We start from the raw sequence: 13,181 nt of genomic DNA, 5'->3' as shown, positions 1-13,181 counted from the left end.
CAAAAAACCAATACTGTTGCATGGGTGAAGGTCGGGTCAGAATGTGTTCCCACAAAAAAACTCGGCCTTCATTAAGCAACGAAAAAATATAATATGAGAAAAAACACGATCAAAACAACCGTTCTATGCTTACTGGGATTTTTAACACTGGTGAGTGTCATGGGGCAACAAGACCCCAACCGAGCTTTTTACCGTTATACGATGAACTTGGTGAATCCCGCCTATGCGGGTGCCGCAATGGGTGTTGAGGGTGTTGGGGTATCCCAGGGCACCGAAGTGGGGCTGAACATAAGGAGTCAATGGGTAAGTGTAGAAGGTGCGCCGGAAAGCCAAAGTGTGTTTTTCGGGACCCCTATGGGCAAGAACCTGGGCTTGGGGATATCAATCATCAATGACCAAACGTTCATTGAGAAAAGTACATCCATAAATGTGGATGTATCCTATAAATTGCAATTATCGGCCGTAACCGAGCTCTATTTCGGGGTAAAGGCCGGGGCCAATTCCTATGATGCCAATCTTTCAGGGTTAACGACATTCGGTATTGGATCTGATCCAAATTTAAACAATATCGATGGTAGTTTTAAACCGAACATAGGTGCCGGGGCATTGCTCAAAGGGGAACGTTTTTTTACTTCCCTGTCGGTACCGGCACTATTAAGTAATGATCGGTTAGAGGAAGAGGAAGGCTTGGCAACGTATGCAGCCGGTAAGGCCCATGTGTATTTGGCCGGGGGATATGATTTTGAGCTTTCTAAGGGAATAATGTTCAAGCCCTCCACCATGTTTAGGTATGTAGAGGCTACCCCGCTTTCTGTGGATATTACGGCAGCGTTCAGTTTTAACGATAGGGTTGAGATAGGCCCCACGTATAGGTATGAAGAAGGAATTGGGGGATTGTTTATCTTCAATGCGGCGAATTGGATCAATATGGGCTATGCCTATGAGGCACCGTTCGATAACGAGATCGCGTCACAATCGAATGGTACACACGAGGTATTCATTAAGTTGAGGATGTGATCCAAAAGAGGGAAAGGTTTCCTGGGCTATGAACGTAGTCCAGGTTTCTGTGTTTAGGCTGGTCGGAAAGAGGTCTCGACTGCGCTCGACCGGACAGGGGTATAAAAAAGGGGCTTTTAGCACACCAATGATAACAACCAGATCAATAGTAATCCAAAAAACAAGGCAAGAATTGTTAGGCAGGCATAGTCGAGGTATGTCAAGTCGAGCGCAGTCGAGACCTCATGGGTATGATTTTCATGTTCACTGACCGGACAGGGTCACCAATAATTTTTAGTTATGCTTCTTATCAAATATCCAAGTCGAGGTATGTCAGGTCGAGCGCAGTCGAGACCTCATGGGTATGATTTTCATGTTCACTGACCGGACAGGGTCACCAATAATTTTTAGTTATGCTTCTTATCAAATATCCAAGTCAAGGTTTGTCAGGTCGAGCGCAGTAGGGTTTTGTCAGGTCGAGCGCAGTCGAGACCTAAAAAGGTCAAAAATAAAAAACAAAACCCCTTGTATGATTAGAATACAAGGGGTTTTTATCAGGTAAAAGTTTTGGGTAAGTATGTTATAAATTCTACAAGATGGTTTATGAGTTCTGTGCATTTAACTCATCCAATCCTTCCACGGTTACCAATCTATGCATCAATAGCTTTCCAAAAAAATCCAACGTTCCGTATGTATTTTCAATATGGGCGAGTGAATTTTCGCTAAAAATGTAGCTTAACATGTTCAAAACGGATTGGCTCATTTCTTCCTGGTCCAAATCTTGCTTATAAAGCCCTTCTAATTGACCTCTTTCAATATTTTTAAGGAAGAAAGGTAGTATGATTTCATTGTTGATATTCGAATATTTTACATAGAATATTAGTTCAGAGCGCTTTAAATCCCTTAAGAAAGTAGGTGAATAAGAGGATATTACTTCTTTGTAGTACATAAAAAACCAATGGAGTTCTACAACGGCATTTTTCGACTTCATGGTAATATCCTCTAAATTTTCTTGGAACCTTGTAATTTTTATTCCGATAATTTGATTAATGAGATCGGCCTTATTCTGGAAATATTTATAAACGGTCCTTTTTGAAACGCCACATTCATTTGCTATATCATCCATTGATAAGCTTTGGGTCCCATATTTTGTAAACAAGAGGGTTGCCTTCTTCAAGATGATGTCTTTTTTACCAAAGATTGTCGTTTCCATATCATTTACTGATTTAATTGCCCGATACTTTTGAAATATGTTGCCTTGCGAATATTGTAGTTGGCCTTTGCATCAATCAAATCGGAATAGGCTTGTTGCCAAAGTACTTGGGCTTCCAAGACCTTACTGCCATTAACAGTTCCGGCATCAAACCTATCTTGATGAAGTTTCAGGTTTTCATCAGCTTGTTCCAATGATTTTTTCGCAATTTCGACTCTTTTTATAGCCTGATTCAGCTCTAAATAGGCGTTTTGAATTTCAATTGTGACCAATTCTCTGGTCTGTTCCAGCTCGGCTTTTTGGGCCTCAACCTTAAAACGTTGTTCTTTTACCCGTTGTTTTCTTCCTCCCCAATCAAAAATGGGAATGTTCAAACTTGCCAATCCCACAAAGTTGGTTAAATCATCTTCGCCCTGAGTGGCATCTATATTATCACCGTACGTGTAGGACTCGGATAGACTTACTCCTAGGGTAGGTTTTCTTTCCGCTTTCAACAAATCCGTTTGAAGGTTTCCAATTTCAACAGCGTTTTCCATCATAGCGATTTCAGGCCGATTTTCCACTGCAGACGAGATTATAGCTTCTTCTATCAAAATTGCTTCTTCGTTTATGGTGCCGTTCACATCAAAATCGGTGTTTTCCAATCCGGTCAATTGCGCCATCCGTAATTTGAGCATTTGTAGATTATCATTGGCAATGGTCAGGTTCAACTCTGCCTGATTCGCTTCTACCTGCACTTCCAGTAAGTCATTTTTATAGGATAATCCGGCTTCAAACAAGTTAGTGAGATCGACCAATAATTCTTTCAACAACTTTTGATATTTCTGGGCCAATTCTACCTTTCCTTTTACATTGACCAATTGCCAATAGGTCGTTTCCACATCTAACAGCACCTCACTTTGTGTCAATTTCTTTTTCGAAGTTTGTAGGTCAACGGCTGTATGGGCTAATTTCTTAGCTTTATTGATCCTGCCCCCTGCATATACCACTTGGGACACCCCAACTGAAGAATACAACATGGTATTCGGCAATAAGTCCATAGGAATGTTATCAATATATATTCCATAAGCATTTGCCTCGATTGAAGGTTTATCCATTGTTTTTGTAGCCTTTAGAGCGGCTCCGGCTGCATCTAACGAGTACTGTTCCTTAGCTATCTCTTTATTATTCTCAATCGCCAAAGCCTTTACATCGTCTAGACTCAGCTGTTGCTCTTGACCATAACCGATTTGTAACACAAACAAGAAAAGGATTGCAGGCAGTATTTTTGATAATTTCATTTTCAACATTCCGAAACTTGGTTTGTATAAAATTTTCTTCACCTTTGGGCGATCATGTGTTCGTGGGTATTCTTTTTTGGCAAACTTGTAATATAGGATCGGAACTACGAACAAGGTCAAGACCATAGAGACAATCAATCCGACAGCCAAAACACTACCCAACGGAGCCCAAAGTGGGGACTTGCCCACAATCATAGGAATTACCCCTACTGCGGCAGCTGCGGAGGTCAAGAAAATTGGGCGCATTCTTCTTTTACCAGCGGCTTTGGCAGCTCCTTTAATGGAATAGTTATGGTCTATGGCCAGTTCGTCGGCATAATCCACCAGAATTATTCCGTTCCTTACCACAATACCGATTAAACTGATAACACCCATAAAGGCCGTAAATCCAAATGGATTTCCAGTAAGTTGTAATCCAAGGAAAGCACCGAGTAGGCTCAAGGGGAAGGTGGCCAAAACAATAAGGACCCGCGTAAAATTTTTGAATTGGAACAATAAGACCAAAAATATCAGAACTAGGCTAACAGCCAAAGAGGTTGCCATTTGTGGCATTGTTTCAGACGAACTTTCGTATTCGCCCCCGTAATTAAGGGTTATTCCTTCGGGCAATTCAAGATTGTCTATAGTGGGTTTTATTTTTTTTAGAATGTTAGAGGCCTTTATTCCCATTTGGGTCTCGGTTTGTACGGTTAAGGTCCTTAACCCATTTCTTCTCGCAATAACACCAGTGTGCCATTCAGGGGAAATCGAAGCAATTTCTTTTAACGGTATTTTGGTCCCGTAAAGGGTAGGAATACTTACTTCACCGACATCATCGATGTCATTTCTGTTTTCAACATCCAAACGTAGTAGAATATCAATTGGTTTATCGCCCTCGTATAGTGTTGAAACAGGATAGCCACTTAAACCGGCCCCTAAGGTTTGTGATACCATGGCATTGGTAACCCCGACCCGATTGGCTTTGTTATCGTCTAAATTTACATTAATACCGAAGTAGTCGTCTTGATACGTGGTTCTGATCCAGTTCGTTCCCTCTGCATATTCCAGAATGGTTTTTACCTGTTCGGCGACCTTCTTTTGATCGTTCATATCTTCCCCGACAATACGAATCTCAATGGGGGCAGGGGATTCCTTAAGTGCTAATTGCCGCACCCTTATATATCCGTCAGGAATATAGCCGTCAAATTTTTTCAAATATTCATGTGCCAACTCATCGGTTTCATCATTGCCTATCGTGGTAATGAAGATCTGTGCAAAATTCTCGCGGGGAACTTCCGGGGCATAGGTAGTATGGAAACGCGGGGAACTTGTACCGACAAAACTGGCCACAGTAACTATGCGCTCATCATCTCTTATTTCTTTCTCGATCCGGTTGACCACTTTTTCGGTTTCTTTTAACGGGTAACCATTGGGCAACCAAACTTCAATATTGAACTGGTTTCTTTCGGCTGTCGGGAATAGTTCCTGTTCGGTGTTTCCGGCAATGATGAATGCCATTATAATTGAAACTATACCAAAGGCCAATGTAATATTAGGATGGCGAAAACTATAATCAAGCCAATTATTAAAACGGGATTGTATGCGATCAAGTAATGATAATTTTGGGGGTCGTTCACTTACCTTGTGTTTCAATCCTTTTTTGATAGATACATAACACATGTACGGCGTTAATAAAAGGGCAACTAAGAAAGAAGTGACCAAGGCGATAGCAACCGCTATGGGTAATGATTGTATAAATTCCTTGGCCAAACCATTCAAGAAAAGGGCTAAAGGTAGAAACGCGAAAATGATGGCCAAGGTTGCCGTGAAGATTGGGACCATCAATTGGGTAGCAGCTTGCCAAGCGGCCGTCCAGTTATCAATACCCTCATCAAGTTTTTCAATATAATTATCGACTACCACAATAGCATTGTCAACCACCATTCCTAGCACAATGATCAAAGCGGCAAGGGAAACCTGATGGATTTCTATACCTATCATGTTCAATATTCCGAAAGTGATGATAATGGCAATGGGGCAAGCCAAGGCCGATACAACGGCAACCCTGAATGGTAATAAAAGGATTACCACTATGATTACGGCGGAAATGGCGATAATAAATTCCAACATAAAATGATTTATGCTCTCTTTTACGACCTCAGGCTGGTTTACAATGGTTTTAATTTGAACATCTTGGGGTAAATGTTGTTTTATTTCGCTTATTTTTTCTTCGACTTTTTCTCCGAATTTCACAATATTATTTCCGGGCTGCATTTCAACGGACAACATGGTCACACGTTGGTTGTCTACTTGAATGTAGCTTTCTTCTTCTTCGTATTTGCGTTCAATGGTCGCTATATCCTTCAAACGGATTATTTTACCCATTGGGTCACTAAAAACAATTTGATTACCCAGGGCCGTTGCGTTTTTATATTGATTTTTTGCAAATACATTGGCATTGACATGCTGTAATTTTATTTCTCCGGCATACCCGGTAGCATTCTGGGTCTGGATAATCTGTGCTATATTGGAGATGTCTATCCCATATTGTTTTAGCTTTTCATTATTCAGGGTTACATAAATCTGTTCTTTCTGTTCGCCATACCGATTTATTTTTGATGTTTCATCAATGGTTTTCAGTCCGTCTTCCAACTTGTCCAAATAGGACTCTATTTCTGCATAGCTTCTACCGGGAGCTGAAACGGTGATCATTTGTGCGACTACATCGCCAAAATTGCTGTTTACGATAGGCCCGACAATTCCATTAGGCAGGGTATAGTTCATACGGAAAGTGGTGTTCAATCCATTCTGCAGTGTAGCCCAAAACCTGTCGGTATCCTTGACGTTTTCATTCAATTCAACGGTAATGACCACTTGTCCGGCTTTAGTATCCGAAATGGTTTCATCTTTTTTCACTTCCTCAAAACTGAAGAGGTATTGTTCTATTTTTTCAGTGAGTTGTTGCTCTACCTGAAGTTCATCGGCCCCAGGGTATGCGGCAATGACCAATCCCTTTCTGACCGTGATCTCCGGGTCTTCACTACGTGGCATGGTGAACAGTGAATAGAGACCAAAAACCATTAAAAGCAGTGTAAGCACAATGGTTACCTCTCGGTATTTCATTGCTGCTTCTATAAAATTTATCTTTACATTCTTCATTGTACGTTTACTTTGCTTGAATTAGAAGGTTACTTCCTGACCATCTTTTACAGAGGTATGTCCTTTAGAAATCAATAGATCACCTACAGATAGACCTTCAGTGATTATTACCTCGTTTCCCTTGAAGTTACCCGTATCAACACGTTTTTTGATAGCCTTGTTATTTTCAACGATATAGGCGTAGGTGATATCATTTACATCACGTACAATCGTCTGCACGGGTATGCTGATAACTTCTTTAGGGTTATCGGTATTTATTTTGATGGCCGAAATCATTCCGGGAAGTAGAAGGTTTTCAGTATTGTTCAATCTAACCTTTACGTTGAAGGTCCTTGTGAGTGCATCGGCACTATGGTTAACGATGGCGACATTTCCTTTAAAGGTTTTGTTCATTGAAGGAATTTCGACCAAGGCCTCCGAACCTACTTTCAATTTTGAGATTTCCGATTCGCTAATAGATGCCTTTGCGTACACCTTATCGGTTTTCATTACTGTAAAAGCAGGTACTCCTGGGGCGGCCGTAGCACCTATTTCGGTAAGTTTTGCTGTAATCATTCCAGAAAAAGGGGCATATAATCTGGTGTCCGATAAATTTTTGGCAGCCATGTTCTTATTGGCATTGGCCTGGGCCACACCTACCTTTACGGCAATATAATCCCGTTCGGGTAAGCTACCTTTTGTATAAAGTTCATTTAAGCGTTTATAATTGTCATTGGCAAGTTCAAGTCCGGCATCGGCTATGTCATAGGCATTTTTATACGATGTGTCATCGATTGTGGCGAGTAGTTGGCCTTTTTTTACTTTCTGTCCTTCCTGGACATATATATCCGAGATCCTTCCGGCAACTGAAAATCCTAAAGAAACCGTATTGTCGGCTTCTATGGTGCCACTATAGTGCAAGGTCTCATTTTCGAGGTTCGAAGCTATTTTTGTGACTTCAACTTTATGAGCTTTTTGTTCTTTTACTTCTTCCTTCTTTTCAGAACAGCTGCATAATATTAGTGCCGTTATTATAAAAAATAAGTGATGGACTTTCATTTTAAATTACTTTTTTAGTTTAGAGCTTTGTGATTTATTGAAAAATTAAGGCACAAAATTGAAACTATTTGAAGTAATTAAATAGGTGTTAAGAAAGCATAAATTGGTCAAAATCGATTATTTTGACTTCTATTGATGTATAAAATGTAATATTTAAATGAAATATTGGTCTATTTTTTGTTTTCTTTTCGATAGGCAGAAGGGGACAGGCCAACATGTTTCTTAAAGTATTTCCCAAAAAAGGATTGATCGGGAAACTGTAGTTCTTCTGCAATTTGGGCAATAGAAAATTTGGGGTCGACCAAAAGTAACCGAGCTTCCAGAATTACTGCCGCATCGATCAATTGTGAGGCCGTTTTGCCGGTAACCTCTTTTAAGATTTTCGAAAGATGGCCTGTGGTCACATTAAGTACATCGGCATAAAATTGAACTTTACGATCCGTTTTCACATTTTCTTGAAGAACATTCCAAAAACGCAAAACCAATTCTTCTTGCCTAGTTAGCTCTGCTTTAAGATCGGGGTATTCCTTTTTGAATTTCTCGGCATAGTTATAGACAATAACACCAAAAGTACTGCGAATAAGATCTTCTTTAAAGGCACTACTTTCCTGTTGATTGTAGAATTTTAGCATTTTGACCAACATTCTTAAAATCTTACCTTCTTGTTTAGTGAATTGTAGCTTTGGTACATTGTTGTGGGTAAAATATCCAAAGGCATCAACACTGGCTTTATTGAAAAAATTATCGAAAATGAACTGCGTTGTGAAATTAATATTGAATACTTTCAGGTCGTTACTGATTTCAAGAATCTGAATAACGGATTTTGGGTCGATTCCGATAGATTCATTCTTTTTTAAGGTATATATAATTAGATTGATCGATAATTTAAAAACACCTTTTGCTACATGTATAAGATGAAAATCAGCAGTTCGGAAAGGGTAGTTTATGGGTATTTGGGTAATTCCTTCAGTTATGGATACATGAAGTTGTTCGGATTGGGGTTCTTCCCCCATAATCTGAACAAAATCGTTCGTCGTTAATTTTTTGATAAATTCTTCTTTCAAGATACCGAAAGTTTGCCCAAAGATATTCACTATTTGGTATAATCGGGTGCATTTTCAGTTTTGGAATTAAAAAATTGGAATATCCCTAATACACGTGCCCACTATAAATGGGTTAAACCCTCAAGATCCTCAATTTCGTTCAAGTACTCCGTGGCTTTTCTGGTTTTTTTTCCAGAAAATAATCCGATTGTTTTTCGAACCCACCCAATATGTGTGTTTTTATAGGTCAACTTATTGATTAACCATATAATAGGAATTACCAACGCCGTATTGCAAATTAAATACCAACTTATGAAAACGTCGTTTAAATGGGTATAAAGGTCAAACCCAAGGAAAACATCTAGGGACAAAAGAGAAAAGGACCACCATAAAGGAATCGAAAGTAAAATTAGTTTAATGAACAATATATTTTGGGTGTTTACCAATTGTATTTTTTTTCTGATATCCACTAAAGGTTTTGAAAAATCAATTTGCTGTAATAACGCCACTTGCCCAATGCTCCCTGCTAGGGCTATTAAAACGAATACACTTACTATGATAGCACTAATCGCCAAATGTGTTTCACTCCAATGTGTTACAACATAATTGCCTAAATAAAGGGTTAAGAACGCAAACAAAAAAAGGTCGATAGTTCGGTAGACGAGTATTGATCTAATCTTCTTTTCCGATTTCTCAAGTTGAATCGTTTTTAAGATGGCCTTGTTCAAAGTCAGGCTTTCTTCTATTTTGATTTCATATGCTTCAATCTTTCTTCTTATTTCAGTTGTTTCCATGATTTTTATTTTTCTAAATAAGTTGCTTTCAATTGCAAATTAGTGGAGGATTAGCTGGTGAAAGTTCTGAAGATCATATAATGGTTCTATATTTTAACTAGCTTTGTTTTTTCATGAAATTTGGTATTTTTAAATCAAATTTTCTCCCCCGGGAAAGCAACCCTATTCAGACTTATGAAAACCTCTTTTAATTCAAAGTCCATCGCAGTACTGCCTTTTCTTAACATAGGAAAGCAGGAAAACGAATATTTTGCTGACGGAATTTCTGAGGAGATCATTAACGCGTTGACCAAAATAACGGAGTTGAAAGTAACTGCCCGTACTTCCTCATTCTACTATAAGAATAAACCATTGGATGCCCGTCAAATCGGAAATGAACTGTGTGTGGAAACGCTCTTGGACGGGAGTGTCCGCATTATAAATGACAGGGTTCGTATTACGGCCCAATTGATTAGAACAGATACCGGTTTTCATATATGGTCAGAGAGTTTTGATCGTAACCTTTCAGATATTTTTGAATTACAGGACGAAATAAGCTTATTGATCGCAGATAAGATAAGGGAGAATTTTGGTCATTTTGACGTACAGGAACATTTAGTGGATGCCCCAACTAAGAATATTGAAGCATATAAACTCTTACTCAAGGCCCGTGAACTTCGAATGCGATGGAATTCGAAGGATGTAAAAGATGCCATTACCTATTTAGATCAAAGTATAGCGCTGGATTCCGCTTACGCCGATGCCCATCTGGAAAAAGGTTGGTGTATAGGAATGTTGGCAAGTTGGGGGTATTGGGATAGGAAAGAAGGGCTAAAGGAAGCCAATAGACATATTGATATTGGCTTACAATTAAATCAGGATTCGGCCATTGGTCATTATGTTAAGGCTACGATAAGTTTTTGGGGATATTGGAATTATAAGGATGCTTATGACCATCTGAAAAGATCAATAGAATTGAACCCTAATTTTTCTGAAGTTCGAGATGCTTTGGCCGATTGCTATTCCGGTATGGGAAGAATTGAAGATGCCCTTGCAAATAATGAAATAGCACTGCGAATTAACCCCTTATCGGCAAATCTCCATTTTACCAAGGGGAATATGGTGTATTTTAAAAAAGATTACAAAAAGGCCATATCATTTTTTGATAAAGCCTTATCTATAAACCCGATGTTACCCTTGGCCTTGGAAATGAAAGCGGCAGCCTTCATATTGGACAAGGAAAAGGAAGGATTATGGAAATTTATTCAAGAAACCCCTCGCTTAGAAAGGCCCAAAACGTATATGGGCATTTATAACCTAATGTCTAAGGATGAATTTTTTGAGGTAACCGATGCGGAGATACTCGCCGAGAGTAAAAGCTCACAGGAGATGAACTTACGTGCGTGGGATTTATACCTTGAAGTGTGCCGGGGAAACCATGAAAAGGCATTGAACATACTTGAAAGTAAAATAGACGAAAGGTCGGGGCAGTTGTTCAATTTTAGAAATGATCCCTTTTTAGAACCCTTACGTAATTACAATAAATATCGGGAAATAGAGTATTCCGTATTTAAATCCCACTATTTGCCCGAATTCGTTTCAAGTTCCAAAAAATCGGAGGCTCCTTCTCCTTTTACCGCGGAACAGCTTAAATGTTATGCCGAGGCGATTGAAGTAACTATGAATGAGGATAAACTTTTTACCGACCCTGATCTTAGTTTAAAACAATTGGCAGGGGATATAGATTTACACCCGAATAAACTTTCTTGGTTGTTGAACAATCATATGGGAAAGAATTTCAATGATTTTATAAATCAGTACAGAATCAAGGAATTTCAAAAATTGGCCGTTGCCCCCCAAAACAAGAACATTACATTACTCGGTTTGGCCTATGATAGTGGTTTTAATTCAAAGACTGTCTTTAATACCTTCTTTAAAAAAGAAACGGGCATGACCCCGAAACAGTGGGTCAAGGCCAACTCTTAAACATCTTTTCCCAAAGAATCCAAAAAAGTTCCAAATCCCATTTAAGAAGTTCCGATTCATAAGTTCGGGCGTTTGGTCTATGCTTCAATTTCATCTTTGTCCCATCATTAATCTTAAAATAATCGAACAAGATGAGAAAGCAATTAGTATTATGTTTTACCCTTGGCCTTATGGCTATTAACGCAATCGCCCAAGAGACCTATTTAGATGTGGTCATTAACTACACACCGACTACAATGGACTTTGGTGATAATAATAAAACCGTAAAGGATTTCAAAAAAGGGTATTGGGGCCTACAAGCTGGAGCATCCCTTCAACTAGGGGTTACCGACTATTTTTCCGTTGTTCCTGAATTGTATTTTGTGATGAAGGGTGCAAAGTTGGAAAAAAACAATCCACTTACCGGTCAAGAAACCCGTATTCGTTTCAACACGATCGATCTACCGGTTTTGGCACGTTTGCACCTGTGCGATTTTTATGTGAACGCAGGTCCGGTCGCAAGTTATAATTTGGGAGGACATGTAAAAGCAAAAGCCAATGGGGAATTACCAGACAGTAAAGTAATGATGGATTTTGGTTCTGATGAAAGCCAGTATAGTAGGTGGGATGCCGGTATACAGTTTGGTTTGGGGTATGAGATACAATTGAAGAAATCCCGCTTGCTTCTTGATCTACGCTACCACTATGGTATGGTCGATATGGGCAATGGTTCGGATATCTACAACCGATATTTTAATATGAACATCCTTCTTGCAAAAAAGTGGAAAAACAATCCCTTGGCCAAGGCTAGGAAAAAGGATATGGCTTTATGGCAAGATGTGGATAATCGACCATTTGCTTCGGAAAACAACTAAAATTAAGGGGTTTATTCATCATGAAATCAATCAAAACAAAAGCAAGGGTAGCCGGTGTATTGTATCTTGTAGTGATTCTATGTGGTATTTTCGCCGAAAAGTATGTAAGGGCTACCCTCGTGGATATGGTAAATGGGGTAAAAACCATTGAAAACATCACCCAAAATGAATTTTTATACCGTTTAGGGTTCGTAAGTGACTTATTAATGCAATTGGCGTACTTTCTTCTGCCTTTGGTATTGTATCGTATTCTAAGGAATACCCATAAATGGATGGCATTTATAATGGTTTTGAGCGTTGCCGTTGCCGTGGCCATAATGTGTTCAAATATGCAAAACCATTATGCACCGCTATTATTTCTTAAAGGAGTGGGGGAAGGTTCCGAACATTTGCAAAGTCAGGTTTTGTTCTATTTAGGCTTACATAATATAGGCTATCATATTGCACAAATGTTCTTTGGGTTATGGTTGCTTCCATTAGGGTATTTGGTCTATAGATCAGGACTTTTTCCAAGGTTTATCGGAGTTTTACTAATGATGGGATGCATGGGTTATCTATTGGATTTTCTCGTGTATTTCATACTTCCGGATATTGGCAATGAATTATCGGTATGGATAACGCTACCTGCAGATTTGGGGGAGTTTTCACTTTGTCTCTTTTTGTTGATCAAAGGAGTTCGGTCTAAACCCTTTAAAAAAAGTACTGATTCATAAATCCGAACGACCAGCGTCGTATTTCATTCAATATTTGCATCATTCAATAATCAATTAAAAAACATCATCATGAAACTATTTAGAAAAGAAACATCGACCGTATCAAGAAAACATTTGATATTCTCCAATTTCAGGGATAGCAAGCGT

At 39.1% G+C, this 13,181-nt stretch carries 9 protein-coding genes; 4 read left to right on the top strand and 5 right to left on the bottom strand.

Features of this window, described 5'->3' with window-relative positions:
• Nucleotides 1-93 precede the first annotated feature (93 nt).
• On the top strand, nt 94-1,017 hold the full coding sequence (locus GJ691_RS19415; protein ID WP_154370033.1) for a PorP/SprF family type IX secretion system membrane protein: 924 nt from the start codon (nt 94-96) through the stop codon (nt 1,015-1,017).
• Between the two features lie 580 nt (nt 1,018-1,597).
• Here the strand turns inward: GJ691_RS19415 and GJ691_RS19410 are convergent.
• The 5 genes from GJ691_RS19410 to GJ691_RS19390 form a co-directional block, all read right to left on the bottom strand.
• Nucleotides 1,598-2,209: a TetR/AcrR family transcriptional regulator gene (locus tag GJ691_RS19410; protein WP_154370029.1), complete on the bottom strand. Its 612-nt coding sequence runs from the start codon at nt 2,207-2,209 to the stop codon at nt 1,598-1,600.
• Between the two features lie 5 nt (nt 2,210-2,214).
• Nucleotides 2,215-6,627: an efflux RND transporter permease subunit gene (locus GJ691_RS19405; protein WP_154370027.1), complete on the bottom strand. Its 4,413-nt coding sequence runs from the start codon at nt 6,625-6,627 to the stop codon at nt 2,215-2,217.
• A gap of 21 nt (nt 6,628-6,648) precedes the next feature.
• Nucleotides 6,649-7,665, bottom strand: a complete 1,017-nt coding sequence (locus tag GJ691_RS19400) for an efflux RND transporter periplasmic adaptor subunit (protein WP_154370025.1) — start codon at nt 7,663-7,665, stop codon at nt 6,649-6,651.
• Nucleotides 7,666-7,835: 170 nt separating this feature from the next.
• On the bottom strand, nt 7,836-8,729 hold the full coding sequence (locus tag GJ691_RS19395) for a helix-turn-helix domain-containing protein (protein WP_154370022.1): 894 nt from the start codon (nt 8,727-8,729) through the stop codon (nt 7,836-7,838).
• A 101-nt stretch (nt 8,730-8,830) separates the two neighbouring features.
• A complete protein-coding gene (locus GJ691_RS19390) occupies nt 8,831-9,502 on the bottom strand; it encodes a hypothetical protein (protein WP_154370020.1) in 672 nt (223 codons plus the stop codon).
• 174 nt (nt 9,503-9,676) lie between these two features.
• Here GJ691_RS19390 and GJ691_RS19385 point away from each other — a divergent pair, with 174 nt between their 5' ends.
• The 3 genes from GJ691_RS19385 to GJ691_RS19370 all read left to right on the top strand — a co-directional run bounded on the left by GJ691_RS19385 (nt 9,677) and on the right by GJ691_RS19370 (nt 13,034).
• Nucleotides 9,677-11,467: a helix-turn-helix domain-containing protein gene (locus tag GJ691_RS19385; protein ID WP_154370017.1), complete on the top strand. Its 1,791-nt coding sequence runs from the start codon at nt 9,677-9,679 to the stop codon at nt 11,465-11,467.
• A 131-nt stretch (nt 11,468-11,598) separates the two neighbouring features.
• The gene (locus tag GJ691_RS19375; RefSeq protein WP_154370014.1) at nt 11,599-12,321 is read left to right on the top strand and encodes a porin family protein; all 723 of its coding nucleotides are present in this window, start codon (nt 11,599-11,601) and stop codon (nt 12,319-12,321) included.
• A 20-nt stretch (nt 12,322-12,341) separates the two neighbouring features.
• Entirely contained in the window at nt 12,342-13,034 is a 693-nt protein-coding gene (locus GJ691_RS19370) for a DUF4386 domain-containing protein (protein ID WP_154370012.1), read from the top strand.
• Nucleotides 13,035-13,181: the final 147 nt, after the last annotated feature.

It is taken from the genome of Maribacter luteus (assembly GCF_009674825.1).
GTDB lineage: Bacteria > Bacteroidota > Bacteroidia > Flavobacteriales > Flavobacteriaceae > Maribacter_A > Maribacter_A luteus.
The sequence above is the reverse complement of the archived record's forward strand: the minus strand, read 5'-3'. Positions and strand labels throughout refer to the sequence as shown.

Coding starts and splice junctions, on each gene's coding strand:
- GJ691_RS19370 (WP_154370012.1), top strand. CDS start 12,342: ATGAAATCAATCAAAACAAAAGCAAGGGTAGCCGGTGTATTGTATCTT.
- GJ691_RS19375 (WP_154370014.1), top strand. CDS start 11,599: ATGAGAAAGCAATTAGTATTATGTTTTACCCTTGGCCTTATGGCTATT.
- GJ691_RS19400 (WP_154370025.1), bottom strand. CDS start 7,665: ATGAAAGTCCATCACTTATTTTTTATAATAACGGCACTAATATTATGC.
- GJ691_RS19405 (WP_154370027.1), bottom strand. CDS start 6,627: ATGAAGAATGTAAAGATAAATTTTATAGAAGCAGCAATGAAATACCGA.
- GJ691_RS19410 (WP_154370029.1), bottom strand. CDS start 2,209: ATGGAAACGACAATCTTTGGTAAAAAAGACATCATCTTGAAGAAGGCA.
- GJ691_RS19390 (WP_154370020.1), bottom strand. CDS start 9,502: ATGGAAACAACTGAAATAAGAAGAAAGATTGAAGCATATGAAATCAAA.
- GJ691_RS19415 (WP_154370033.1), top strand. CDS start 94: ATGAGAAAAAACACGATCAAAACAACCGTTCTATGCTTACTGGGATTT.
- GJ691_RS19385 (WP_154370017.1), top strand. CDS start 9,677: ATGAAAACCTCTTTTAATTCAAAGTCCATCGCAGTACTGCCTTTTCTT.